Annotated in this window: 24 protein-coding genes; 11 read left to right on the top strand and 13 right to left on the bottom strand. The window is 72.3% G+C overall.

Going from position 1 to position 24,650, the window contains the following annotated elements:
- Window positions 1–70 precede the first annotated feature (70 nt).
- The 3 genes from DVK07_RS08815 (at window position 71) to DVK07_RS08810 (ending at window position 2,474) form a co-directional block, all read left to right on the top strand.
- Window positions 71–1,312, top strand: coding sequence for an ABC transporter substrate-binding protein (locus tag DVK07_RS08815; RefSeq protein ID WP_121596699.1), 1,242 nt, complete (start codon window positions 71–73; stop codon window positions 1,310–1,312).
- Window positions 1,313–1,489: a hypothetical protein gene (locus tag DVK07_RS23270; protein ID WP_199719446.1), complete on the top strand. Its 177-nt coding sequence runs from the start codon at window positions 1,313–1,315 to the stop codon at window positions 1,487–1,489. It abuts the gene before it with no gap.
- A 163-nt stretch (window positions 1,490–1,652) separates the two neighbouring features.
- Window positions 1,653–2,474: an FAD-dependent oxidoreductase gene (locus DVK07_RS08810; RefSeq protein ID WP_121596698.1), complete on the top strand. Its 822-nt coding sequence runs from the start codon at window positions 1,653–1,655 to the stop codon at window positions 2,472–2,474.
- Between the two features lie 40 nt (window positions 2,475–2,514).
- On the opposite strand, the gene DVK07_RS08805 is transcribed toward DVK07_RS08810, so the two are convergent.
- Window positions 2,515–3,576: a TrmB family transcriptional regulator sugar-binding domain-containing protein gene (locus DVK07_RS08805; RefSeq protein WP_121596697.1), complete on the bottom strand. Its 1,062-nt coding sequence runs from the start codon at window positions 3,574–3,576 to the stop codon at window positions 2,515–2,517.
- A gap of 64 nt (window positions 3,577–3,640) precedes the next feature.
- Complete coding sequence (locus tag DVK07_RS08800) at window positions 3,641–5,962, bottom strand: alpha-amylase family glycosyl hydrolase (RefSeq protein ID WP_121596696.1); 2,322 nt, start codon at window positions 5,960–5,962, stop codon at window positions 3,641–3,643.
- Window positions 5,963–6,066: 104 nt separating this feature from the next.
- Here DVK07_RS08800 and DVK07_RS08795 point away from each other — a divergent pair, with 104 nt between their 5' ends.
- Window positions 6,067–8,166 carry a glucan 1,4-alpha-glucosidase gene (locus tag DVK07_RS08795; RefSeq protein WP_121596695.1) on the top strand — a complete coding sequence of 700 codons (2,100 nt, stop codon included), beginning with the start codon at window positions 6,067–6,069 and terminating at the stop codon, window positions 8,164–8,166.
- A 464-nt stretch (window positions 8,167–8,630) separates the two neighbouring features.
- On the opposite strand, the gene DVK07_RS08790 is transcribed toward DVK07_RS08795, so the two are convergent.
- From DVK07_RS08790 to DVK07_RS08775, 4 genes are all read right to left on the bottom strand, one after another.
- Window positions 8,631–8,819 carry a hypothetical protein gene (locus DVK07_RS08790; RefSeq protein ID WP_004596599.1) on the bottom strand — a complete coding sequence of 63 codons (189 nt, stop codon included), beginning with the start codon at window positions 8,817–8,819 and terminating at the stop codon, window positions 8,631–8,633.
- Between the two features lie 123 nt (window positions 8,820–8,942).
- On the bottom strand, window positions 8,943–9,761 hold the full coding sequence (gene hisF, locus DVK07_RS08785; protein ID WP_121596694.1) for an imidazole glycerol phosphate synthase subunit HisF: 819 nt from the start codon (window positions 9,759–9,761) through the stop codon (window positions 8,943–8,945).
- 46 nt (window positions 9,762–9,807) lie between these two features.
- Entirely contained in the window at window positions 9,808–10,899 is a 1,092-nt protein-coding gene (locus DVK07_RS08780) for a glycosyltransferase (protein ID WP_121596693.1), read from the bottom strand.
- A gap of 108 nt (window positions 10,900–11,007) precedes the next feature.
- Complete coding sequence (locus DVK07_RS08775) at window positions 11,008–11,280, bottom strand: helix-turn-helix domain-containing protein (protein WP_007344851.1); 273 nt, start codon at window positions 11,278–11,280, stop codon at window positions 11,008–11,010.
- Between the two features lie 151 nt (window positions 11,281–11,431).
- Between DVK07_RS08775 and DVK07_RS08770 the strand changes: the two genes are divergently transcribed.
- Entirely contained in the window at window positions 11,432–11,824 is a 393-nt protein-coding gene (locus DVK07_RS08770) for a PPOX class F420-dependent oxidoreductase (protein WP_096393735.1), read from the top strand.
- A 136-nt stretch (window positions 11,825–11,960) separates the two neighbouring features.
- Window positions 11,961–12,680 carry a class I SAM-dependent methyltransferase gene (locus tag DVK07_RS08765; RefSeq protein WP_121596692.1) on the top strand — a complete coding sequence of 240 codons (720 nt, stop codon included), beginning with the start codon at window positions 11,961–11,963 and terminating at the stop codon, window positions 12,678–12,680.
- Window positions 12,681–12,695: 15 nt separating this feature from the next.
- On the opposite strand, the gene DVK07_RS08760 is transcribed toward DVK07_RS08765, so the two are convergent.
- Both DVK07_RS08760 and DVK07_RS08755 read right to left on the bottom strand, forming a co-directional pair.
- Complete coding sequence (locus DVK07_RS08760) at window positions 12,696–13,106, bottom strand: TRAM domain-containing protein (protein WP_121596691.1); 411 nt, start codon at window positions 13,104–13,106, stop codon at window positions 12,696–12,698.
- A gap of 94 nt (window positions 13,107–13,200) precedes the next feature.
- The gene (locus DVK07_RS08755; RefSeq protein WP_121596690.1) at window positions 13,201–13,848 is read right to left on the bottom strand and encodes a helix-turn-helix domain-containing protein; all 648 of its coding nucleotides are present in this window, start codon (window positions 13,846–13,848) and stop codon (window positions 13,201–13,203) included.
- Between the two features lie 91 nt (window positions 13,849–13,939).
- On the opposite strand from DVK07_RS08755, the gene DVK07_RS08750 reads away from it, so the two are divergent.
- The 3 genes from DVK07_RS08750 (at window position 13,940) to DVK07_RS08740 (ending at window position 17,710) form a co-directional block, all read left to right on the top strand.
- Complete coding sequence (locus DVK07_RS08750; RefSeq protein ID WP_121596689.1) at window positions 13,940–15,511, top strand: cytochrome P450; 1,572 nt, start codon at window positions 13,940–13,942, stop codon at window positions 15,509–15,511.
- 38 nt (window positions 15,512–15,549) lie between these two features.
- Window positions 15,550–16,653 (top strand): polymer-forming cytoskeletal protein, encoded by a 1,104-nt coding sequence (locus DVK07_RS08745; protein ID WP_121596688.1) that lies wholly within the window; start codon window positions 15,550–15,552, stop codon window positions 16,651–16,653.
- A gap of 151 nt (window positions 16,654–16,804) precedes the next feature.
- A complete protein-coding gene (locus DVK07_RS08740; protein WP_121596687.1) occupies window positions 16,805–17,710 on the top strand; it encodes a dihydrodipicolinate synthase family protein in 906 nt (301 codons plus the stop codon).
- A 26-nt stretch (window positions 17,711–17,736) separates the two neighbouring features.
- Here the strand turns inward: DVK07_RS08740 and DVK07_RS08735 are convergent, their stop codons facing one another.
- Window positions 17,737–18,537 (bottom strand): YkgJ family cysteine cluster protein, encoded by an 801-nt coding sequence (locus DVK07_RS08735; protein WP_121596686.1) that lies wholly within the window; start codon window positions 18,535–18,537, stop codon window positions 17,737–17,739.
- Window positions 18,538–18,648: 111 nt separating this feature from the next.
- Between DVK07_RS08735 and DVK07_RS08730 the strand changes: the two genes are divergently transcribed.
- Window positions 18,649–19,758: an ATP-binding protein gene (locus DVK07_RS08730; RefSeq protein WP_121596685.1), complete on the top strand. Its 1,110-nt coding sequence runs from the start codon at window positions 18,649–18,651 to the stop codon at window positions 19,756–19,758.
- A gap of 52 nt (window positions 19,759–19,810) precedes the next feature.
- Window positions 19,811–20,257: a DUF5788 family protein gene (locus tag DVK07_RS08725; protein WP_121596684.1), complete on the top strand. Its 447-nt coding sequence runs from the start codon at window positions 19,811–19,813 to the stop codon at window positions 20,255–20,257.
- Between the two features lie 32 nt (window positions 20,258–20,289).
- Here DVK07_RS08725 and DVK07_RS08720 read toward each other — a convergent pair whose 3' ends face one another.
- From DVK07_RS08720 to DVK07_RS08705, 4 genes are all read right to left on the bottom strand, one after another.
- A complete protein-coding gene (locus DVK07_RS08720) occupies window positions 20,290–20,760 on the bottom strand; it encodes a Rieske 2Fe-2S domain-containing protein (protein WP_121596683.1) in 471 nt (156 codons plus the stop codon).
- 540 nt (window positions 20,761–21,300) lie between these two features.
- Window positions 21,301–22,266, bottom strand: coding sequence for an aminotransferase class IV (locus DVK07_RS08715; protein WP_233565391.1), 966 nt, complete (start codon window positions 22,264–22,266; stop codon window positions 21,301–21,303).
- Window positions 22,259–22,915 (bottom strand): aminodeoxychorismate/anthranilate synthase component II, encoded by a 657-nt coding sequence (locus DVK07_RS08710; protein WP_121596682.1) that lies wholly within the window; start codon window positions 22,913–22,915, stop codon window positions 22,259–22,261. The genes DVK07_RS08715 and DVK07_RS08710 overlap by 8 nt, the downstream gene beginning before the upstream one ends.
- Window positions 22,912–24,624, bottom strand: coding sequence for an anthranilate synthase component I family protein (locus DVK07_RS08705; RefSeq protein WP_121596681.1), 1,713 nt, complete (start codon window positions 24,622–24,624; stop codon window positions 22,912–22,914). The genes DVK07_RS08710 and DVK07_RS08705 overlap by 4 nt, the downstream gene beginning before the upstream one ends.
- Between the last annotated feature and the right edge of the window lie 26 nt (window positions 24,625–24,650).

Raw genomic sequence — 24,650 nt, 5'->3', positions numbered from 1 at the left:
CGGCGTGTCAATTAAGTTTAAGCCGGCCTAAAATCGGAACGGTTAAATTGGTTTAGGGTGGCCTAAAAGTATGCCCAACGAGGACGCGGTACCCGAGGAATCGACCCGCAGAGCGTTCGCGAAGTACGGCGGTACGGTCGCTCTCGGCGGCCTGCTCGCCGGGTGTACCGGCGGCGACGCCGGGGACGGCCCATCCGGTTCCGACGGCGACGGCGGGAACTCGACCGACGGCGAGACCGGCGATTCGGACGTCTCCTCGACCGACGACGGCGACGGGAGCTACACCGCGTCCATCTCGCCGACCGGCGAGGTGACCTTCGAGTCGCCGCCGGAGACGGTGTTCACCCGGCTCACCCACCACGCGGACATGGCGTTCGCGCTGGGGCGGAGCGACGGGCTCACCGCGATGCACGCCCCGGACTACTACGACGGTCTCTGGAACCAGTTCGTCGCGCGCCTCCCCGGCGTCTCGCTCGACTGGTCCGGGCTCTACTCCTCCTGGCAGCCGGACAAGGAGAAGCTGTACGAGCTCGACAGCGACGTCCACCTCGCGGACCCGGCGTGGATCACCCGACAGGACGCGTGGAGCCGCGAGGACGTCGACGAGATCGCCGAGCGCGTCTCGCCGTGGTTCGGCAACTCGCTCAGCGACCGCCATCAGGAGCCGACAGGCCAGTGGGCCGACGGCTACCAGTACTACGGCCTCTGGGAGCAGTTCGAGATCGTCGCCGACGCGTTCCGAGAGCGCGAGCGCTACGAGGCGCTCGCGGAGGTCCGCGAGGACCTCCTCGCGACGATCGAGGACGGGCTCCCGCGGGAGGCGGAGCGCCCGACCGCGATCATGGTCGCGGCCGCCGACATCGAGGAGATCTACGCGTACACCCTGAGCAACCCCGGCTTCCTCACGGCCCACACGCGTCCGCTCGGCCCGCGCGACGCCTTCGAGGGGAGCGTCGAGTCCGGTACGGTCGTCGACTTCGAGACGATCTTAGAGGCGGACCCCGAGGTCATCCTCTATCTCGGCGGCTTCGAGCCGGAGACCGACATGGCTGGGCGGCGGGCCGCCTTCGAGGAGGACCCCGTCGGTTCGGAGGTCACGGCGGTGAAGAACGACCGGATCCACCCGCAGGGCGCCCGGTATCAGGGACCGATCCTCAACCTCTTCCAGCTGGAGATGACCGCGAAGCAGCTCTACCCCGACGCGTTCGGCGAGTGGCCCCGCTACGAGGAGGGCCCGTACCCGGAGATCCCGGCGGCGGAGCGGCTGTTCGATCGTCAGCGCGTCGCGGACGCCATCAACGGGGACCTGTAAATGCGCGCCCGCGAGTGGGCCGTCGCGGCGACCTATGGCGACCCGACGGACTACGACGTCCCGGCGCTGCCGACCTGGCGCGTCGAGCGCGGGGAGGCCGGCGAGATCGCGTTCGCAGCGGCCGACCGCGACGAGCCGTTCATCGCCGCGGACCGTCCGGTTCGGGTGCGCCGGTGACCGGGCGTCCCCGACCGATTCCGCCCCCGCTCCCTCGGTTCGGCGCGACCGACGCGGCCCGAGACCGACGCCCGTATCTCGTCTCGGCCGCATCGACGGGTATGGACTCGAACCGCGAACGGGTCGGAGACGGCCCGCGACGACGCCGCCGGGTGATCGACCGATGACCGAGGAGACGACCGAGGCGCGCGAGGACTCGACGGCTCCGAGAACCGGGACACCCGCCGCGCGGGACGTGGTGGTCGTCGGCGGCGGGGTCGCCGGCCTCTCGGCGGCCGTCTACACCGCCCGGCAGGGCCTCGATACGCTCGTCGTCGACCCCGGCGGCTCGATCCTCCGGCGGAACGCCCGCTTGGAGAACTTCCCCGGCTTCCCGCTCGGCGTCGACGCGCGTCGACTGCTCGACCTGCTCGGCGAGCAGGCGGAGACCGCGGGCGCGGACCGCTTGGACGCCCGCGTCACGCGGGTCTCGCTCGTCGACGGTGATGGTGGAGAGTCGGACGAGGCGCGCACCGGGTCCGCCCGCTTCGTCGTCGCGACCGACGGCGACGATCGGATCCGGGCGCGGCACGTCGTCGCCGCGACGAAGAACGAGGTCGGCTACCTGGCGGATCTCGACGGCGTCGCGATCGTCGACCGCGGAAAGGCGTACGTCGACGCCGACGAACGCGGCCGGACCGGCGTCGACGGCCTGTACGCCGCGGGGCGGCTCGCTCGCAAACCGCATCAGGCGGCGGTGTGCGCCGGCCACGGCGCCGAGGTCGCGGTGACGCTGCTCGAAGAAGCGGAGCTACCGTTCTACCACGACTGGGTCGCGCCGGAGGGGTACTTCACCGACCGCGACCGGGAGGTGCCGCCCGGCTGCGAGGAGATCGACGCCGCGGAGCGCGAGGCGCGCGAGGCGACCGCGCTCGACGCGACCCGCGACCGGTTCGCCGAGCCGCACCCCGACCCGCAGGAGACGCACCCGAGCCTGGAGGAGTAGGGAAGCGACTCGGGCGGTTCGGACGGCTCGTGAGGCCGGTTTACTCCGCGTCGGACTCGATCCGGACGAGGTCGGCCTCGACGTCCTCGACGAACGCGCCCTGGCCGCCGACGGTGACGTCGCCGTCGTCGGTCTCGACCACGAGGGAGTGCTCGACCGGGAATTCGTTGTTCGTCGGCTCGACCATCCCCTGTCTCGTCTCGACGACGCGGCCGACGACCTCGGCCGGCTCGTCGTCGTCGGTCCACCGGCCGCCGACGGTCACCCGCGGCCGGTCGCCGGCGCGGAGCCGCAGCGTCGCCTGGAGGACGGTGTGCCTGAAGTCCGTGTACTCGGCCGGGAGCGGCGCCGGGTCCGCGACGGCGAGCTCGGTCGCGGCGGGCCAGTAGTTCCCGAGGAAGGAGCCGACGATCACGGGCGCGAGCTGCTCCTGCGCGAAGGCGATGGCCTGCCGGTCGGTGGTCGACCGCCGGAGGAGCTCGGGCGGGGCGACGACGCCGGCCGCGGAGTCGACCGTGAGCAGGGTCGGCATCGCCTCGCCCCACGTCCGGACGACGTTCGCGACGCCCTCCAGCGCGGGGTCGTCCGCGTCGAGGTCCGCGGCCGCGTCGGAGACCACGAGGAGGACGAGGACGCCGCGGTCGACCGCGTCGACGAGCGCCTCCTTCACCTCGGGGAGCTGCTTCGCGGTGATCGACAGCGCCACCTCCGACTCGGCGTCCGCGAGCAGCGAGCGGATCCGCTTGATGACGGTGGCCCGCGACTTGATCACCTCGAACTGCTCGGCCTGGCGCTCCACGCGGGAGTACCGCTCCGCTAACCCGGGCCGCATCGCGTCCACGTCGGACCGGAGCCGGTCGATGACCTCGTCCGGCGGGTTCGCGCGGATCGTCGTCGGCACGACGTGGTCGTTCACCTCGACGAAGCCGCGCTCCGCTAACGACTCGCTCACGCTGTAGACGTACCGCTTCGAGACGCCCGCCGCGTCGGCGACCGTGCTCGCCTTCGCCTCGCCGTGTTCCAGCAGACTGAGATAGGTGTCGACCTCCTTGTCGGAGAGCCCGAAGCGACGGAGGAGGTCGGTCAGCGTCCGGTCGTCCATACGCACGCCTCTTCCGAGCGACACTTATAAGGGTCGGTCCGGGGCGTCCGATCGAGGCCGGGGGTCAGCGGAGGACCGCGACCGCGTCGACCTCGACTCTGGTTTCGCCGTCGCCGGCGTCACCGTCGCCCGCGTCGCTCGCTCCGGTCATCCCCTCCTCGCCCCCGAACAGGTCCGCCTCGACCGCGTCGGGGACCGCCACCGTCGCCGGCCCCTCGGCGAAGTTGACGACGACGAGCAGGGGGTCGCCGTCCGCGGCGTCGACGCCGCTCTCCTCCGGCGGCGTGCGCTCGTAGGCGACCACGCGCTCGGCGTCGCCCTCGACGACGCGGGCGTCGGCCGCGCGACCGCCGAAGTCGACCGCGCCCGTCCGCAGGACCGGCTCGGCCCCGCGCAGCGCTGCCAGCTCGCGGTGGAACTCGGTGAGGTCGTTGTCGCCGTCGTGCCACCGGATCGGGCCGCGGTACGTCTCGTTGCCGCGCTCCTGTCCCGCGTAGATCATCGGCGCGCCGGGCAGCGTGAACGTGACGGCCGCGGCCGCGCGGAGCGCGTCTCGGCCGTGCTCCGCGAGGTACCGGTCCTCGTCGTGGTTCTCGACGTAGCGCATCTGGGAAGCGGGGTCGTCGAAGCCGAGCCACTCGCCGCGAGCGAGCGCGGTCTCGACCGCATCGGCCGGCTCGTCGCCCGCGCCGATCGCACGGAGCGTCTCGTACAGCGAGGTGTCGTAGTGGCGGTGGAACTCCCCCTCACCGTAGAACGGGTCGTGCGGGAGCGTCTCGTCGAGGAGGAGGGTATCGTCGGGGACCCGGTCGGCGACCTCCTTCCAGAAGCCGTGCGGGACGCCCCACGCCACGTCGGCGCGGAATCCGTCGACGACGCCGGCCCACTCGTCGACGACGTCGAGCAGCCACTCGCGGACCGCCGGGCTGTCGTAGTTGAGGTTCGGGATCCGACCCCACTCGAAGTAGTAGTCGGGCGCGTCCCCCTCGCCGAGCTCGGCCCAGTCGATCCCGGTCACGTCGCCGCTCGCGTCGGTGCGTCGGTAGTGGTCGGCGTACGCGTCGACGCCGGCGGAGTGGAGCTGGAACGCGGGGTGGTCGCGGGAGGTGTGGTTGATCACGAGGTCGAAGACGACGCGTATCCCGGCGTCGTGGCAGGCGTCGACGAGCGACTCGAACGCCTCGCGCGAGCCGAGGTCCGCGGCCGTGTCGTAGTAGTCGGTGACGTGGTAGCCGTGGTCCGTCGGCGAGGCGAGGACGGGGGTGAGCCAGAGCGCGTCGACGCCGAGGTGGTCGAGGTACTCGACCCGGCGCTCGATCTCGCGGAACGTGGTCGGCAGCGTGTCGCCCGCGAACGACCGCACGAACACCTCGTAGATAGTCGGCGACGCAGCCCACTCGGGCGTCGGGTTCGGGTCGGTGACCGCGACCAGGCTGTCGCCGTCGACCGCTTCGAGCGCACCGCGTTCGGTCTCGATCCGCACCGTCTCCGCGGCCCCGTACCGCTCGCCGTGCGGGACCGCGTGGATCCGGACCTCGTCCGGGAGGTCGTCGAGCGGGACCGAGAGCGTCTGCCCGTCCGCCCGCGACTCGATCGCCGCGACCGTCTGGGGATCGGCGTCCCGGTCGTCGACGAGGAACGTCGCGCCGAGTGCCTCCGGGTCGCCGCCGCGCTCGACGTCGTCGACCGCGGGCGCGGGCTCGACCGCGGCGGTCAGGCGGAGCCGGTCGCTCGCCTCGGGACCGTCGCTCGCTCCGGGGTCGTCGGCCTCGACGACCGCCGCGTCGAGCGAGAGCCGCGGGCGCCCGGGGCCGGGGACCTCGCACTCTCCGTGGAACGCCGCCGAGCGGTCGCCGTTCGGGACGAAGCCGAAGCCGTGGCTGCCGGGCGGGACGCGCACCGACGCGACCCACTCGTCGCCGTCGCGCTCGGCCCGGTCGAGGGCGAGCCGGTTCTCGTTGTGGGGCCACAGCAGGGAGACGCGGTCGCCGTTCTCGACGGAGAGTTCGTCGGCCGGGACGCGGATCGCCGCCTCGCGGCGCTCGTCGGGGAAGACGCGAACGCGCTGGCGGTGGACGCCGTCGGGGGCGTCGAGCGCGAGGACGTAGGTCCCCGGGGCGTCCGGGTCGAGGTGGACGACCGGGTCGTCGTCGCGGCTCGTCTCGCCCGCGCGCAGCACCGTCGCCGAGCCATCCGAACCGACCGCGGTCGCCGAACTCGGCGGCCCGGTCGCGTCCGGGTCCGGGCCGTCTCCGGCGGACAGGCCGCTGTCGGCGGGCGCGTCGCGGACGGTCCAGCGGTAGGTCCCGTCGGGGTCGGGGGACCGCGGCGCTAACTCGACGGGCTCGCCGACGCTCGTCGTTCGCGGAGGGCCGGGTTCGTGCACGCTCCGCCTCTCGTCGCGCCGCGGTTTGAGGGTTTCCGTTCGCTAAACGATTGAACAATAATTACACCAAAGCTTCATACCGAGCGGCGGCGTGTGTTCGCGTAATGCAGCTCCGCGACGCGCTCGACGACTACAAGCGCCACGCCGGCGACGGGACGCGCTTCCCCGGCGAGCGGCGCACCGTCTCCGGTCGGTTTTCGGGCGGCGACGGCCGGCTCGTCCACGTCGGCGACGACGGCGAACTCCGCGACTTCGGCTACCCGCTCACCGGCCGGACCGGGCTCGTCCGGTCCCGGATCGGGCTCGCCGTCGGCGACGAGGTGGACTGGCTCGACGAGGCCGAGACGACCCAGCGGTACGTCGGCGACGCCGCGCTGGTCGAGACGGTCCACGAGACGCCGCGCGCGACGGTGACCCGCCACGACGCGACCCTCGGCGACGCGCATCTCACCCGGGCGTCGGTCGAGTTCGAGGACGGGACTGCGGTCGACCCCGCGGACGCCTCGCTCGTCGTCTACGCCCGCTTCGCGCCCGACGGCCGCGACGACCGCGTGGGGCAGCTCCGGTACGACGACGCCGTCGAGGTGTACCACGCCGACGAGCGCGACTTCCTCGCGAGCGCGACCGGCTTCGCCGACCTCCGCGGGCAGCTCCCGGCCACGTTCCCCGAACTGCTCGACGACGACCCGACGGACCTCCCGCGCGACCGCGACGGCGACCGCTACGAGGAGGAGCGCCTCTCCGGCGAGGTGATCGCCGACGTACCGTTCGACGACGGGGTCGCGACCGTCGCCACGCTCCTGACGGACCGGAGGGAGACCGACCGCGAGGCGGCCCGCGACCGCCTCGACGCGCTCTTTTCCGATCTCGACGATGTCGACGCCCTGCGGGAGGCGGCCGCCGACTCGCTCCCGACGGTCCCCGAGTCCGCGCCCGCCCGCGAGTCGGTCGTCGCGGACCTGCGCGTCCTCTCGCTGCTCTCCGCCCCCAGCGGGCTCCGGATCGCGGGGCCGGACTTCGACCCCTACTACGAGCACTCCGGGGGCTACGGCTACACCTGGTTCCGCGACGACGCGGAGATATCCGGCTTCCTGCTCGGCGCCGCGGACGCGGTCGGCCTCGACCTCGACGACTGGCACGCCCGGTCCGCGCGGATGTACGTCGCCACCCAGCGCCCGGACGGCTCGTGGCCCCACCGGGTGTGGCCCCGGAACGGCGCGCTCGCGCCCGGGTGGGCGAACGCCCGGATCGAAGACGGGCCGGACGTCGACTACCAGGCAGACCAGACCGGCAGCGTCGTCGCCTACCTCGCGCGGGCCCGCGCCGCGGGGGTCGACGTCGACGGCCTCGACCGGACGCTCGTCGCCGCGCTCGCGGGGCTCGACCGAACCCTCGAACCCGACGGCCGCCCGGTCGTCTGTCAGAACGCGTGGGAGGACTCCGCCGGCCGGTTCGCGCACACCGCCGCGACGTTCCTCGAGGCGTACAGCGAGCTGGGCCGCCACGGCGAGGGGCTCGACGCCGACGCGCTCGACGACCCCGACGCCGTACCCGCCGCCGACTCGCTGCCCGAAGACCTCGCCGCGCACGCCCGCGACCGGGCCCGCGAGGTGTACGACGCCCTCGACGACCTCTGGGTGCCCGAGCGGGGCTGTTACGCGGTCCGCGAGACGCTCGACGGCGGGATCGACGACCGGCTCGACTCCGCGACGCTGGCGCTCGCGGCCGCGCACCGCTCGTTCGACGCCGTCGGCGCGGTCGACGACGAGCGCCTCGACCGACTGGTCTCGCACGTGGAGACGGTCGTCGACGGGCTCCACCACGAGACCGACGACATCACCGGGCTGATCCGCTACGAGGGGGACGGCTGGCGACGGGCGGACCAGATCTCCGAGAAGGTGTGGACCGTCTCGACCGCGTGGGGCGCGAACGCCTGCGCGGAGCTCGCGGCCCTGCTCGCGGCCCACGACGACCCGCGCGCCGCCGAGATGACGGCCCGGGCTCGCGACCTGCTCGCGCACGTCTCGCCCGGCGGCTCCCTCTGCGAGCCGACGACGTACCTCCCCGAGCAGTTCTTCGACGACGGGACGCCCGACAGCGCGACCCCGCTCGGCTGGCCGCACGCGATCCGACTGGCGACGGTCGCGCTGCTCGACGACGAACTCCCGCAGTTCGCCGACCGCGCCGCCGCGGACGACGACTGACCGGACCTCTGCGACTATTTATAAATGACCAGTGCGGTCGGCGCGTGCCGGTGAGCGGCCGTCAGGCCGCGAACCGCACGCGCGAGGGAGTCAGTCGCCGGAGCGAAGCGGAGGCGACTGACGAGGCTGGGGAGGCGTGAGGCCGCGGTGCTGTCGCGGTCGGGGTGGGACTCAAAGGGGCAGCCGTGAGGCCGCAGTAGGCGACGTAAGCACCGCAGGAACGAGCGAAGCGAGTGACGAGGAGCGCAGCGAGCGTACTGCGGCCTCACGGCTGGGGCTTTGGAGGTGTTCTCCGCCGTTCCGTGGTCGCCTATTTATAAGCAAGCGGCAGGCACTACGGAAGTGTTCTCCGCCGTTCCGTGGTCGCCTATTTATAAGCAAGCGGCTGGAGCTCTGGAAGTGCTCGCCGCCGCTCCGCTAGTATCAATTTATAAATAACCGCCAAAAACACGACAAACCCGATCTTATCGCCACTCGTCGCGGGAGACGCAGTCGGATTCGCGGACCGTGATCCACCGGGTGGTCCGCTCGTCCGGGTCGACGTCCCGCTCGAAGAACGTCACCTCGCCGCCGTCGTCACCGTCGTCGGTCCGTTTACAGACGAGCTCCGGCGAGCCGTCGCGAACACGCGTGGGTGACGTGGACGTGGACATACGTCACGGTTCGCGCTCCGTCGGATAATAACTGTTGGTTTCGGACGCGGAAAAATAGACACTACAGCGGTAGTTAACTCACCACCGACACGCCGCGCTCAGCGGCGCACCGGGATCCCACGCTCAGCGGCGCACCGGCACGCCGCGCTCGTCGAGGTACGCCTTCGTCTCCTCGATGGAGTAGTCGCCGAAGTGGAAGATGGAGGCCGCGAGCCCGGCGTCCGCGTTCGCCTCGGTGAACACGTCGTACATGTCCTCCGGGCTCCCGCAGCCGGAGGAGGCGATGAGAGGGGTCGAGACCGCCTCGCCCACCGCCTTCATCAGGGGGATGTCGTAGCCGTCCTTCGTCCCGTCCTTGTCGATAGAGTTGACGAACAGCTCGCCGGCGCCGCGCTCCTCGGCCTCCTTCGCCCACGAGACGGCGTCGACGCCGGTGCCCTCGCGGCCGCCCTTCTTCGTGCACTCGAACCACACCGTCTCGCCGTCCTCGTCCTCGTAGAAGTGCTCGCCCTCGTCGTCGTACCGCCGCCGCGCGTCGACGGAGATGACGATACACTGCGAGCCGAACGCGGCCGCGCCCTCCTCGATCAGCTCCGGGCGTTCGAGGGCGCCGGTCGTGATCGACACCTTGTCCGCGCCGGCGCGGAGCGTCTCCTTGATGTCCGCTTTCGTCCGGATGCCGCCGCCGACCGTCAGCGGAATGAAGCACTCGTCGGCGACGCGGTTGACCACGTCGAGCATCGTCTCGCGCCCCTCGGCGCTGGCGGTGATGTCGAGGAAGACGAACTCGTCTGCGCCCGCCTCGTTGTACTTCTTCGCTAACTCGACCGGGTCGCCGGTGTACTCCAAGTTCTCGAAGTTGACGCCGGTGTACACCGCGGCGTCGCCGTCCTCGTCGAGGTCGACGTCGATACAGGGGATGATGCGCTTCGTGAGTCCCATTCGTTGCCGGAGCGTAGGCCGCGGCTCCGGTTAAAAGGCCCGGGGCTCACTCGCCGGCGGCTTCGGCTTCGCGCTCGCCGTCGTCGGACTCGCGCGCTCCGTCGCGGTCCGCTCCGCTCCCAGCGTCGCGGTCCGCCCTGTTCCCGTCGTCGTCGTCCGCCTCCGGCCGCCGGTCGTACTTCGCGACGGCGCGGTCAGCGCGCGTCGAGATGCCGTTCGGGTTCCGCGCGGGACTCCGGTCGCGACGCCGCGCGACGAACCCGTCGGAGCTCCCGCCGGTGAGCCCCACCAGCACGTCGCGGCCCGTCGCGGCCCAGCGGGTCGGCGTCGACTCGCCGCGGACCACGTCCCGCGCCGCACCGAGCGCGTCGCCGACCGCGTGCGACCCCGTCCGGAGGAGGGCGGTCGGCCGCACGCCGTAGTTCTTCAGCAGGCGGTAGGCGAGCCCGCGGTACTTCCAGCCCCACTCGTGGGCGCTGCGCCCGCCGTCCGCGGCGGTCGGGGTCGGGAGCTCCTTCCGCGCGGCCATCGCCGGCCGCCACGCCACCTCGCGGTCCATGCGCGCGAGCCGGTGGGCCGCGTCGCGCGCGCCGCCGACCCGGAGGTACTCGTCGAAGCCGTCGAGGTCCCGGAGGGCGTCCCGGCGGAACGCGACGTTCCCGCTCTCGAAGTAGGTGACGTCCCGGCCCGCGATCCGGTTGCGCTCTGGCTCGCTCGGGTTGCGCTCCGGCTCGGTCGAGTCGTCGGCCGCCGCGTCGTCCGGGCGGTCAGCTCCCGCGTCCCCTTCGCTCGGCGGGATCGGCGTCACGGGGCCGGAAACCACCGGCGCCGCGTCGAGGCCGTCGGCGACCGCGTCGCGCCACCCGGGCTCGATCCGGTTGTCGTAGTCGACCAGCGCCACCGCGTCGCCCGTCGCCACCTCGACGCCGGCGTTGCGGGCGACGTTGACGGTGCGGTCGGAGATCTCCACTAACACGTCGACGTCGTCGCGGTCGCGAACCATGCCGGTCGTGCCGTCGGCCGAGGGACCGTTGACCACGATCACCTCGGCGTCGGGCGCGTCGGCCGCCAGCGCGTCGAGGCAGGCGGCCAACCGGTCCCGACCGTTGAGCGTCGGGACGACGACCGAGAGGTCCATACGAGCGGCTATCGTGGCGAGGAGGTAAAAAGGACTGCGTGTGCGGTCGGTGCGGTGCGGCCGGATCGGCGCCGCGTCGGCACCGGACGGCCGGGCGGTGCGATCCGGTTAGATCGTCAGGTAGTACACCTGCTTGCGCGCGTCCTTGAAGCTGTACCGCGAGTCGACGAGGCCTTCCTCCTCGAGGCGGTTGAGCGCGTAGCGGACGGTGCGGTCGGGCAGCAGCGACTCCTCGGCGAGGCCGCCCTGCGAGAGGGGGGCGTCCCCCTCCAGCACCTTCGCGACGAGCTTCGCGCTCGGGGGAAGCTCGCGCAGGCGGTCGCGGTACTCGGTCTCCGACAGGCGGTCCTGGTCAGCGGTCTCCGCGGGACTGGTACTCATGTCTCACACGAATCCCGTGGATAGTGGTAAAGGTTGGCTACATATAGGGGAAGTTGCCTGTGATAATATAATGTGTTAATATCACTTCTCGTCCGGCTATCATAGACGATCTATCAGGCAGGTTTTCCGACGCGGGGCCCTACCACGTCGCGTGATACCCGAGTCCCACGTCGACATCCTCGAAGCCGAGTCGTACGCGCACTTCGCGACCGTCGGACCGGACGGGCTCCCCCACGTCACGCCGGTGTGGGTCGACCACGAGGACCGCGAGTACGTCCTGGTGAACACCGCCCGCGGGCGCCGCAAGGAGCGGAACGTCCGACACAACCCGAAGGTCGGCGTCAGCGTGCTCGACCCCGACGACCCGTACCGGTACGTCTCCGTCCGCGGCGAGGCCGAACTGACCGAGGAGGGCGCTCGCGAGCACATCGACGAGCTCGCCCGCCGCTACTTCGGCGTCGACGAGTACCCGCACCACGACGAGGAGGAGGGCGCCCGCGTTATCGTCAAGATTCCCGCCGAGAACGTCGCCACGAGCGGGTGACTCCGGATCGCTGCCGGGCCGTCCCTGACCGCCCGAATTCGGGCCGCCGCCGGACCGCGTCCGACCGCTCACATCGGGGCGACCGCCGGACCGCATCCAGTACGGTTTTGTCGGTCCGGGCTCCATCACGGACAACGTGAAGGGACAGGACTGGTACCAGGCCGACGAGGTCGCCGAGGAGTACGACGACGTCCGCTTCTCCGGCGGCGGACAGCTCATCGACCGCCGGGAGAAGGAGGCCGTCCTCGCCGCGCTGGGCCCGATCGACCCGGGCCACCGCGTGCTGGAGGTCGCCTGCGGCACCGGGCGGTTCACGACGATGCTCGCCGACCAAGGGGCGGACGTCGTCGGGCTCGACGTCTCCCGCGAGATGCTCGAACAGGCCCGCGAGAAGGTCGCCGCCGCCGGTTACGCCGACACGGTCGAGTTCCTCCGCGGCGACGCCTCGCGGCTCCCGTTCCCGGACGACCACTTCGACACGGTCGTCGCGATGCGATTCTTCCACCTCATGGACGACCCGGTCCCGTTCGCGAAGGAGCTCCGCCGGGTGAGCCGCGATCAGGTGTTCTTCGACACGTTCAACGGCCGCAGCCTGCGGACGCTGTACACCTGGCTGCTCCCGATGGGCTCGCGGCTCTACTCGGAGCGGCAGGTCGCCGCGATGCTCGGCGAGGCGGGGCTCGCGCTCGCGAACGAGGAGCACGACTTCGTGTTGCCGTACGGCTTCTACCGCGAGCTCCCGGGCGCCGTCGCGAAGCCGTTCCGACTCCTCGACGAGCTCGCGGGCGACACGGTTCCCGGCGACTACGTCGCCTCGGTGTCGTACTGGGACGCCCGGGTGCCGAAGGAAGAGTAGCCGTCTCGCCGCCGCTCAGCCCGCCTCTTCGACGACTTCGCCGACGGCGAAGTTGGACTTCACTTCGGTCACTTCGATCTTCACCCGTTCGCCGACCTCGGTGTCGGGGACGATGATCACGTACCCGCGCTCGACGCGGGCGATCCCGTCGCCCTGCTTGCCGAGGTCCTCGATCTCGACGTACCGCATCTCGCCGGGCTCGACCGGCGGCTGCGGCCCGTCGTCGTTCCGCGAGGGGGAGGCGTCGGCGTCGGCCGTCCCCTCCGCGGACCCGTCTCGGGCGACGAGCGCGACGCGGTACGTCTCGCCCGGCTCCAGCGATCCGGCCTCGATCTCGCGGTTCGGCACGTCGACGACGTACTCGCCGTCGTCGGTCTCGCGAACTTCCGCGCTGAACAGACAGAGGAGCTTCTCGGAGATTTCCATAGTAGACTCCACCGGATGCTGGGCGCGGGCCAGTATAGTTGTACCGCCGACACAGTCAGGCGTCGCGCCGATCGGCGTCGCGGCGACTCCCCCGTCACCGCAAGAACGCGTCGACCAGCGCCGCCTCGGCCTTGCGGAGGTGCGCGCCCGCGGTCGACGACGAGCAGCCGATCGCCGCCGCCACGTCGTCCACCGACCCGCTACGCGGGACCTCGTAGTAGCCGACGCGGTGTGCGGCCCGCAGGGCCTCTCGCTGGCGCTCCGTGATCCGGACGCCGGCCGGCCGTCGACCGCCACCGTACGACCCGATTCGGTCGACCTCGACGGCTATCGGGTCCGGCACCGCGGCGAGCGCGTCGCGCAGCTGGTCCGGCGGTCCGATCAGTCCGAACGACAGCCGGCCCGCCGGCCGGAACACGACGGGCGGGACCGAGAGGAACTCCGTGTCGGCGAACGCGTCGAGGAAGGTCTCCGTCGGCCCGCCCAGCCGCTCGTACGCCTTGAGGTAGAACGGCGCCTCCCCCGGCGCCGTCTCGAACCGCTCGATCGCGTCGATCTCGCGCAGTCGCTCGAGGTACGGTTCGCGCGGGGCCGCGATCCGGAACAGCGTCGCGAGCGTCCCGTCGGGCAGCCGCCGCCACGTCACCAGCTCGCTGCGCCGGCCGTCGCCGCCGTCGAGGAAGTCGTGCATCGGGTGCCGGACCGCCGGCGGGAACTCGAACTCGACGTGGACGTAGCGCATGGGCCCCACACGCGGCGCTACACACTTTAATTTAAAATACACGGACGTGTCCGTGCCAAGGCTCAGTCCGTCGCGGCGCCGATCGATCCGTATGGGCGAGACGACGACCCGAGCGGACGACGAGACCGATCCGGGGACCAGTCGCGCCGCCGCCGAGGCCGCCCCGAGATCGGAGCGCACAGACGAGAACGAGGCCGACCCGCCGACGAACCGCGACGACGACGCCGACTCGACCCGACCGCCGGCGCCCGGGGGACTCCCGCTGCTCGGGAACGTTCACGAGCTGGCGAGCGACGCGCTCGGTTTCTACGAGCGCCGCGCCGCAGCGCACGGCGGCGTCGTCCGGTACGACGTGTTCGGCACGGAGAGCTACCTCGTCACCGACCCCGCGGCGGTCCGTCGAATTCTCGTCGACGAGCACGACCGGTACGAGAAGGGGTCGATGCCCCGCGAGCGGCTCGGCGGGCTCCTCGGCGACGGGCTGTTCCTCGCAGAGGGAGACGACTGGCGGGACCAGCGGACGGCGATCCGCTCCGCGTTCTTCCGCGAGCGGGTGGCCGAGTACGGCGACCCGATGGTCGACCGCGCCCGCCGCGCGGCGGCGTCGTGGGACGACGGCGACGTCGTCGACGTCCACGCCGCGGCGACGGAGTACGCGTTCGACGTCCTCGCCGAGAGCCTGCTCGGGAGCGACGTGGAACGGGAGCGCGAGACCGTCCGCGCGGCCGCCGAGAGCGTCACCGAGCGGTTCGACACCCGGCGGTTGACCTCGTTCCTCCCGGCGTGGGTGCCGACCCCGACGAACCGCCGCTACCGGCGGCGGCTGGCCGCCCTCCGGTCGACGATCCGCGACCTCGTCGCCGAGCGCCGCGCGGCCGGCCCGCCCGCGAACCCCGGCGCCGCGGACGACCTCCTTGGAACCCTCGTCGCGGCCGCCGACATGGGAGCGATGGACGACGACCGGCTCGTCGACAACGCGGTGACGTTCCTGTTCGCCGGCCACGAGACGAGCGCGCTCGGGCTCACGTACGCGCTCTACTGCCTCGCCGACCGCCCCGCGTTTCAGGACCGAGTCCGGCGCGAGGTCGCGGCGCTGGACGGCGACCCCGAGCCCGCGGAGCTCCGGGAGTGCCCCGCGCTGACCGCGGCCGTCGACGAGGCGCTCCGCCTGTACCCGCCCGTTCACTCCTTCTTCCGCGAGCCGACGGAGCCGGTGACGCTCGGGGGCCACCGCGTCCCGGCGGGCGTCGTGGTGACGCTCTCGCCGTGGACGGTCCACCGGGACGAGCGGTGGTGGGACGACCCCGAGGCGTACCGCCCCGAGCGCTGGCTCCGCGACGGGTCGGCGGGATCCGACCGCGGCGACGAGGCGGCGGGCCCCGTCCACGGCGACGACGCCCCTGGACCGGCGGTCGGCGAGCGCCCGGAGTACGCGTACTTCCCGTTCGGCGGCGGACCGCGCCACTGCATCGGGATGCGCTTCGCGAGACAGGAGCTCCGGCTCGCGACCGCGACGCTGCTCCGGCGGCTGCGGCTGGAGCCGGTGACGGCCGACCTGTCGGTGCGGGCGAGCGCGAACACGCGGCCGGCCGAGCCGGTTCGCGTGCGCGTTCGCACGCGGGACGAATCGTCCGAAGAGACCGATCCGGCGGTCACTAGTTGACGAACACACATATGTATCCAGACAGCGATTCACCGCGCATGGTCCTTTCAGACAGCAGCACCCGTCGTCGAATCGCCGTCGTGCTCGCGGCGATGGCGCTCTTCTCGCCGCTCGCGATGGGTCTCGCGACGGCCCAGTCGGTTCAGGGTCCGTCCGGGTCCGTCGTCGTCGAGGAGGGCGAGACGGTCGACGGCGTCGAGACCGTGGCCGCGACGGTCGTCGTGCGCGGCACCGTCGAGGGAGACGTCTCCGGCGCGGCCGGGTCTATCCGGATCGCCGAGACGGGCCGCGTCGGGGGCAGCGTTCAGGCCGCCGCCGGGACCGTGGTCGTCGCCGGTGAGATCGGCGGCGACGCGGAGGTCGGTGCCGGCTCGTTCGAACTGACAGAGACGGGCAGTATCGCCGGATCGCTCGACGTGGGCGCGGGGTCGGTCCGGGTCGACGGCGCGGTCGGCGGCGACGTCCGCGCGAGCGGTGACTCCGTCGTGCTCGGGCCGAACGCGGTCGTCGACGGCGAGTTCCGGTACGACGCCGGCGAGTTCACCGAGAGCCCGGACGCGGCGGTCGCCGGCGGCGTCGTCGAGGACGCGAGCCTCGGGGGCGACCGCGGTACCGGCGTCGCCGGCGGGGTCGATCGCCTGCCCTCGTGGGCCGGCTCCGCGTACGGCGTCGCCGCCAACCTCGTGTTGGGCGCGGTCCTGCTGCTCGCGTTCCCCCGGTTCTCCCGAGCGGTCGAGGACGGGGTCGGCGCCGATCCGCTCGTCAGCGGTGGGATCGGTCTCCTCGCGCTCGTCCTCGCCCCGATCGCTCTCGTCCTCGTGGCGATCACGATCGTCGGGATCCCGTTGGCGCTCGCCGGGGTCGCGGCCTACGTCGTCGCGCTCTGGGTCGGGTCCGTGTACGGTCGGTACGCGATCGGCGCGTGGGTGCTCGGCCGGGCCGGCGGCTCGAACCGGTGGGCGGCGCTCCTGCTCGGGACCGTCGCGATCGCCCTGATCGGCCTGCTCCCGTGGGTCGGCGGGCTCGTCGAGTTCGCCGTCCTCCTGCTCGGCCTCGGCGCCCTCGCGGGAGGGCTCCGAGACCGGTACCGCGGCACGGCCGACGCGAGGGTCCCCGAGCGCGACCCGGTCGACGTCGACTGACGGCGCCGATCGCTCTCTTCCTCCGTCGCCGCTCTCTTTCTCCGTCGCCGCTCTCTTTCTCCGTCGCCGCTCTCTTTCTCCGTCGCCGCTCTCTCCCGCACCCCCTGCCACCGAACCAAGACCTTTGTCACGCCCGGTCGAATCGCCCCCCATGACAGCTCCGGAGTTCCGACACGGCGCCGTCTCGCCACCGATCGTCACCCCGTTCGACGCCGACGGCGACGTCGACACCGACGCGCTCGCGGGCCACGTCGACGCGCTCGTCGACGCCGGGCTCGACGGGATCGTCCCCTGCGGGACCACGGGCGAGTTCGCCAGCCTCACCGACGCGGAGCGGCGGACCGTGGTCGAGACCGTCGTCGACGCGGTCGACGGGCGGATCCCGGTGATCGCCGGCGCGGCGGACACCTCGGTCGCGGCGGTCCGCGAGCGCCTCGACGCCGTCGACGCGGCCGGCGCGGACGCGGCGCTGGTCACCCTCCCGTACTACCACAACTCGACGGCGCCGGCGGGACAGCGTGCCTTCCTCGACGCGGTCGCCGACACTGCGCCGCTCCCGGTCTACCTCTACGACATCCCCTCGACGGTCGGCGAGCCGATCGATCCGGACGTCCTCGCGGCCGTCGCCGAGCGCGACTCGATCGTCGGGCTGAAGGACACCAGCGGCGACGTCTCGGCGGTCGACACTGCCGTCGACCGGACGCCGGACGAGTTCACGGTCTTCCAGGGCGTCGACGCGCTGTTGTACCCGAGCGCGAGCCTCGGCGTCGACGGCGGGATACACGCGCTCTCGCAGGCGATCCCGGAGGTCTTCGTCGCGCTCGGCGAGGCGATCCGCGACGGCGACGACGAGCGCGCGCTGACCCTCCACCGCCGCGCGGTCAGGCCGCTGTTCGCCCGCTGCGGCGACCACGGCTTCGCGCCCGCGACGAAGGTCGCGGCCGCCCACCGCGGCTTCATCCCGGACCCGGCCGTGCGCCCGCCGCTCACGCTCCCGGACGAGGCCGCCCGCGAGTCGATCCGCGCCGACGTGGACGCGGCGCTCGACGTGGTCTGAGCGGGGCAAAATCCGACAGCCAACGGTTACTCGCCGCCGATCGGGGTCCCGTCCGCCTCCTTCGGCCCCTCCGAGTCGAAGACGACGACGTCGCCGTCGGCCCGCTCGCGCGCGCCGGGGTCGTAGCCGTCGCGGACGCCGATCGCCTCCTCCAGCTCCCGTACGGCGCGCTCCTTCAGCGCGGCCGCGAGCTCCTCGGCGTCCTCGCGCGAGATGTCGCGGCCCAGCCCCTCGCACTCGTGGGCGCGGACGACGCCCGCCTCGTCGACCGCCTCGCCCATCGGCTGGCTGGTCCCCTCTACGGCGACGCTGAACGGGTAGGTCCGGCAGATGAGCGGGCGCGCGTCGTGGACCGTACAGGCCCCCTGCCCGTCCGATTCCTCGTAGAAGGTACAGTCGCCGCAGCCGTCGGTCGCGAGCGCCCACTCGAACGTCTCGCCGGTCGGATCGCCGTCCGCGTCGGCGTCGAGCCCGAACGGCATCGGCCGGGCCACGTCGCGCCAGTCGTACGCCTCGCCGAACTCGTCCTCTGCGGCGTCGGCGACTCGTCGGACCTCGTCCGGGAAGACCGTCGCGGTGTGGGGCTCGCAGTCGGCGTCGCCGTCCGCGCCGTCGTCGTGGCACCCGGCGCCGCTCTCGGCGCTTCCCGCTCCGTCGTCCTCGTCCGCGCCTTCTCCCGCGGGCGCACCCCCCGGCTCGTCGGGCGCGTAGCCCGTACAGCATCCGCCGCAGCGCGTACACTCGAAGCCGATGGACTCGATGGCGTCCGCTAGCTCCGCGACGTCGAGGTCGCGGGCCGCGGCGAGTTCGGCTTCGAGCGAGTTCATGCGAACTTGTTCGCGGCGCGCGCGCAAAACCCCGGCGGTCACGAGGTCACCGGAGCCCTATATACCGCTCTTAGCAAGGTCCATCACCGCGCCGGCGACGACATCGGTCGTATGGCTACGAGGCCGCACGCGCGACTGCCCCCGGCGTACGACGCGCTTCGAGTCGGAATCGCGCTGTTCGATCCAGCCGACGCCACCGTCGCGAGCGCGAACGGGCGCTTGGAGTCGCTCGTCGGGTACCCGACCGAGGAGCTGCGTGACCTGCCCGTCGGCCGGTACACCGCGAACACGTACCGGTTCTCGGAGTCGGAGTTCGCCGAACGCCTCCGCGATGCCACCGCTGGCGACTCGCCGGAGTTCACGTGGCGGATCAAGCGGTCCGACGGCGAACTGGTCTGGGTCCGGGTCTCGCTCTCCGAGTGGCGGGGCGACGGTGACCGGGGCGAGGGTGGCCAAGACGACCACGGGAACGGACCCGGGAACGAGGTGGCTGAGCGACTCGTCCTCGCCGAATTACGCGACATCACCGAACACTACGCCGCGAGCCGTCGGGAGACGCTGTTCTGGCGTGTCCTCCGCCACAACCTTCGGAACGAGGCGAACAAGATCATCGGGTACACCGGCGAGATACTGCGCGGGACCGACGACGGAGACGTGCGCGCCGCCGCCGCGAGCGCCAGGTCGGCCGCGACTGGGCTCGGCGCGGTCGCCACGTCCGTCAAGGAGATCCAGCAGGCCGTCAGCCGGTCCGAGACGTCCCGTTCGTACCGGTTTGCCGCCGACGCCGTCCGCGACGTCGTCGCCGCGCTCGAGCCGTCGTACCCGGACGCCGAGTTCCTCGTGACGGAACGCCGGCCGATGCGGGTCCACGTCGACGCCGCGTTCGACCACGCGCTCCGCCACGCGATCGAGAACGCCGCCCGGCACGCCGCCGACCCCGAGCCGACCGTCGAGGTGACCGTCCGGCCCTCGCCGAACACGGGACGCGTGGAGATCCGGGTCGCCGACGCGAACCCGCACATCCCGAAGGCGGAGACCGACGCCCTCGACGCGTTCGGCGAAGTGACGAGCACGCGCCACGGAACGGGCGTCGGCCTCTTCGTCATGAAGTGGTGTATCGAGTCGCTCGGGGGCGAACTGGAGTTCGAGCGGCGCGAGCCGCGCGGCAACGTCGTCCGACTGTACCTCCCGCCGCGGGAGCGGTCGGGGGCGTCGGTCTGACCCGATCCGCGGGGCGAAGGAGCGAAGTGCGCCCGCTCCCTACCGGACTGGCGTGAAGGAGTACGAGCGGAAACAGATCTTAGAGCGGGTCAACCGGGAGTCCGCGACGGTCGGCGCCGACATCCCGGAGTCGATCGAGATCCAGGGCGAGTCGATCGACCTGCGGTCGTTCGTCTTCGAGATCAAGCGGCGCGACTCGGTGCCGCCCGGCGAGCGCGACCGCGTCGAGCGCGCGAAGCGGAACCTCCGCCGCGAGCGGCTCGACCGGCTGGAGCCCATCGAGGAGAACGAGGTGAGCTACGAGGCGGGCGAGGAGCTGGCCGCGTCGATCATCGGCATCGACCGCGCGCTGGAGGCCCTAGAGGGGCTTGACGCGCCCGACCCGGAGACCGAGGCGAAGCGGCAGGAGGCCGCCGACCGGAAGCGCTGGATGAACTTCTTAAAGAAGGCGCTCGGCCGCGACGACGCGAGCGGGGGCGGCGGTCGCACGCGCTTCTGATCGGGTGCGCTCGCGGCAACCGACCGCGCGGCTCAGTTCCCGGTGAAGTCGATCCGCGAGCCGCTCCCGCCCCCCTTCCCGTCGGAGGGGCCGAGCCGGACGAACTCGTAGGCGTCGTCGTCGAGGTACACCGCGTCGTCCGCCACCGTCACGTCGACCGATTCGAGGACGGCGCCCTCGCAGGGGCCGAAGTTGCAGTAGCCGCCGTCGGCCTCGAACGTCGCGCCGTGCGTCTGACAGAACACCTCGCCGTTGCGCACGAACGCCCCGTCGTCCTTGTCGAGGCGGACGTCCGTCCAGTGCTGACAGTAGTTCCGGAACGCGCGCACCTCGCCGGCGGCCCGCGTGAGGATCGCCTCCACCTCGGGCCCGCCGTCCTCGCCCTCGCCGAGGTCGCCTTCGCCCTCGTCGACGGCGTCCGGGTCGGTCGGTCGCAGCGTCGCGAGCAGCGTGCTCTCCTCGGGAACCTCCTCGACGCCGGCCATCCGGCGAGCCTCGTCCATACGAGTCGGTGGCGTGGGCTCGATTTGAACGCTGTGGTCGCCCTTGATCGATTCGGCCGCTCGGTCGCCTATTTATAAATGGTGCGTGGCGGGTAGATCCCGTACGCCTCCGAGGCGGCACCCGGTCGGCGATGCGCGGTCGCTCCCGCCGAGGATGCTTCCAAAGCCCCAGCCGCTCGCTTATAAACGGTTGCTGACGGATCGGCAAAGACCACCGCCAAAGCCCCAGCCGCGAGGGCGTCGTACGCTCGCTGCGGTCCTCGGTCGCTCGCTCCGCTCGCTCCCTGTGGTCCTTGCGTCGCCTACGACGCCCTCGCGGCTGCCCCTTTGAGTCCCGCCCGACCGCAACCGCACAGCGCCTCACGCCTCCCCAGCCTCGTCGCTCGCTGCGCTCGCGACTCCCTCGCGCGTGCTCCTCGCGGCCGCCTTCGGCGGCCACTCGGAGGCACGCGCCACCGCACCGCACGCCGTTTTTAAATACGGTGCCGCGAGCGACGACGATCGGGGACGGGGACGTCGATCAGCACCGGTCGCCGACCGTCACAGCCGCGCGCCGTCGTAGTGCCGTTCCTCGATCCGGCGGTCGAACAGCCGCGAGAGGAGCGTCGTGAGCGGGCCGGCGACCCCCTCGCCGTCGCCGTCGACCGCGATGCCGTCGACGGTCCCCACGGGTCGAATCTCCCACGTCGAGTTCGTGAGGAAGGCCTCGTCCGCCTCACGGACCGCGTCCGGCGCGTACGTCCCCTCCTCGACGGGGATCCCCTCGTCTTCGGCGATATCGATCACGGTCGCTCTGGTGACGCCGGGCAGGATCGGCCCGTCGAGCGACGGGGTCTTGAGGGCCGTCCCGTCGACGAAGAAGAGGTTCGAAGTGGCGCCCTCCGCGACGTTGCCGTCCGGGTCGAGCATCAGCGCCTCGTCGGCGCCGGTCACCCGGAGTTCGAGCCGGGCGAGGATGCCGTTGAGGTAGTTGTGGGTCTTCGCCGCGGCCGGGATCGCGCGGTCCGCGGGCTTGCGCGTCTTCGTCGTCTGGAGCGCGGCCGGGCCGTCGTGGACCGGGTCGCTCCCGACGCCGCCCCGCGGGAGCGGCTTCGCGATGACGACGACGGTCGGGTCGACTTCCGGGTCGGGATCGAGCGTCCCCGGCTGGACGCCGCGCGTGATCGAGAGCTTCACGTACGCGTCCGCGAGGTCGTTCGCGGCCAGCGTCTCGTCGACCCGCCGCTTCAGCTCCGCGTCGGCGATCCCGTGGTCGAGCGCGAGCGTCTCGCAGGTGTCGTGGAGCCGGTCGGCGTGCGCGTTCCACCGGAAGAGATCCCCGCCGTACGCGCGCATCGTCTCGAAGGCGGCGTCGCCGTAGGCGAACCCGCGGTCCTCCACCGAGACGGTCGCCTCCGGAGCGGGGACGAGCTCGCCGTCGACGTGGTACAGCCGCTCGGTGTCGCCGTCGGTCGCCTCGGACCGTTCGCCGTCGATCGACTCGGACCGTTTGCCGTCGTCACTCATGGTCCTCGCACACCTCCACGAAGTTCCGGACCATGCGCTTCCCGCGCGGCGTGAGGATGCTCTCCGGGTGGAACTGGACGCCGACGTGAGGTTTCTCGCGGTGGCGCACGCCCATTACGACCTCGCGCTCGTCCTCGGTACGGGCGGTCTCGATCAGTTCGTCCGGGAGGTCCTCGCGCTCGACGCAAAGCGAGTGGTACCGCCCGACTCGGAGCCGGTCGGGGAGACCGTCGAAGACGCCCTCGCCGTCGTGGCTGATCGTCGAGGGCTTCCCGTGGACGACCTCGGGCGCGTGGCCGACGCGGCTCCCGCGGCTCGCGCACAGCGCCTGGTGGCCGAGGCAGACGCCGAACACGGGTCGGTCGAGCTCGAAGACCGCGGTCGAGATCCCCGCCTCGGCCGGGGTCCCCGGCCCGGGCGAGACGACGACGCCGTCCGGGTCGAGCGCGCGGATCCCCGCGAGATCGACCGCGTCGTTGCGCCGGACCGTCACTGCGCCGGCGACCTCGCCGACGTACTGGACGAGGTTGTACGCGAACGAGTCGTAGTTGTCGACGACGAGGACCCGCGCGTCGGCGTCGCCCGCGCCCGGGCGCCAGCCGCCCTCGGCTGTACCCTCCGGCTCACCGCCAGCACAGGTTTCCGTCATCGCTCGACCGCCTCCTCTGCCGTCTCCTCGGTCGCCTCCATGTCCGGTTCGCCGACCGCCATCCCGCCGGCGGCGAGCGCCTCGTCGACCGCGCTCACGAGGGCGCGCGCCTTCGCGAGCGTCTCCGCGTACTCCGCCTCCGGGTCGGAGTCGTGGACGATCCCGGCTCCGACCCGGAGGTGGTACTCCGCCGCGTGGCGCACGAGCGTCCGGATGACGATGTTCAGCGTCGCGCGGCCGTCGAACCCGGCCGCGAACATCGACCCGGTGTAGGGCCCGCGGCGCGTCGGCTCTAACTCGTCGATGATCTCCATCGTCCGCGGCTTCGGCGCGCCCGTGATGGTCCCGCCGGGGAAGCAGGCCGCGACCGCGTCCGCGAACCCGGCGTCCGAGCGGGCCTCCCCCTCGACCAGGCTCACGAGGTGCATCACCTCGCTGTAGCGGTCGACGCGCCGGTACTCGCTCACCTCGACCGTGCCGAACCGCGACACCTTCCCGAGGTCGTTGCGTTCGAGGTCGACCAACATCGCGTGCTCGGCGCGCTCCTTCTCGTCGCCGGTGAGTTCGGTCTCCAACTCGGCGTCCGCCGCCTCCGAGTCGCCTCGCGGCCGCGTCCCCGCGATCGGCTCCGTGACGAGGCGCGCGCCGCGCTCCGGGTCGTCGGTCGGCTCGCGCTCCAAGAGGAGCTCCGGGCTCGCGCTCACGAGGTCGACGCCGCTCGGCCGGTCGGACTCGGGTTCGCCGGTCTCGGCCTCTCCGCGCCCGCCGAACTCGATCAGCCCGGAGTACGGAGCCGGGTTCACCCCGCGGAGCGCGCCGTACGCCTCGACCGGGTGGACCGCGGCCGGCGCGGTGAGCCGCTGGGAGACGTTCGCCTGAAACGTGTCGCCCTCGCGGACGTACTCCTTGACCCGCCGGACCGCGTCGGCGTACCCCTCGCGGCCCACGTCGCTCTCGAAGGTCGCGCTCTCGGCGGTCGGATCGGGCGCCGGTCCCGAGGCCGGATCGCCGCCCTCGATCCGATCTATCAGATTCCCGGCCCGCGCCCGCCCCTCGTCGAACAGCGCGTCGAGCCCGTCGCGGTCGGCGTGGGGGTCGTCGAGCCCCGCCGGCACCCGGGGGCAGGCGGTCACGCGGAGCGTGACGGGTTCGTCGTTCTCGTCGACGGGACATTCCCACGCCGCGATCCGGTCGAACAGCGCGGCCTGAAGCCGCGGGAGCCCGCGGTCGTCGACCGCTCCCGGACCGTCGGGCGCCGCGGGCGGGAACGCCTCTAACTCGCGGGCGACGTCGTAGGAGAGCCAGCCGAACGCGCCGCAGGGGTACGGCACGTCGCAGTCGCCGCGCGCCAGCCGCTCGCCGTTGAGGACGCCCTCCAGCGCCGACAGCGAGGGCGACGGGCGCCGGTAGTCGCCTCCCGGGTCCGCCCCGTCGTCCAGCTCCGGCGCTTCCGGATCCCCCGCGTCCGCGACGACCGCCTCGCCGGAGACCGTCAGCCGCTCTACGGGGTCGACGCCGAAGTACCCCCAGCCGGACTGGCCGCCGGTCGTCTCGTAGAAGACGCCGCCGGGGCCGTCGCGCGCCCGGCGGTACGCCGCGAAGGGGTCGTCGACGGCGACCCGGAGTTCGACCGGGACCCGCGCGCCGTCCGACGCCGCGGCCGCGACCGCGCGGAACCGGTCCCGATCGGTGTGTACCGTTCGCCTCATGGGGTTCCGTTCGGCGGGGACGACGA

Origin of the sequence: Halorubrum sp. Atlit-26R (assembly GCF_003666015.1) — an archaeon.
Lineage (GTDB): Archaea > Halobacteriota > Halobacteria > Halobacteriales > Haloferacaceae > Halorubrum.
The sequence above is the reverse complement of the archived record's forward strand: the minus strand, read 5'-3'. Positions and strand labels throughout refer to the sequence as shown.